This window comes from Paraburkholderia sp. SIMBA_027 (assembly GCF_046535315.1).
Taxonomy (GTDB): Bacteria; Pseudomonadota; Gammaproteobacteria; order Burkholderiales; family Burkholderiaceae; genus Paraburkholderia; species Paraburkholderia tropica.
In genome coordinates this window covers 1-237 of record NZ_JAWRWY010001573.1, presented here as the reverse complement: position 1 = coordinate 237, position 237 = coordinate 1, and the positions used below count along the sequence as shown (strand labels likewise).

At 29.1% G+C, this 237-nt stretch carries 1 protein-coding gene; it reads left to right on the top strand.

Annotated elements, in window-relative coordinates; translation table 11 throughout:
• Window positions 1-62: 62 nt before the first annotated feature.
• Window positions 63-237, top strand: a 175-nt coding sequence (locus tag SB764_RS44475) for a restriction endonuclease (protein ID WP_410867374.1), incomplete at its 3' end; no start/stop codon positions are given.

Genomic DNA, 237 nt, shown 5'->3' with positions numbered 1-237 from the left:
ATATGAAAGCCTCAATTCAGAATGTGCAAGATCTGGTTTTGGAACAAACATTTAGCTAAAAAATGAACTATAATTTTTCAACACTAAATGATAGAGATCTTGAAGAGTTAACGAGAGATTTACTTTCGAAAAAACTTTCCATTGATTTTCAATCATTTAAACCTGGTCCAGATCAAGGAATTGATTTACGATATTCCACTTTTAATGATGAAAATGAAATAGTTGTTCAAGTTAAAC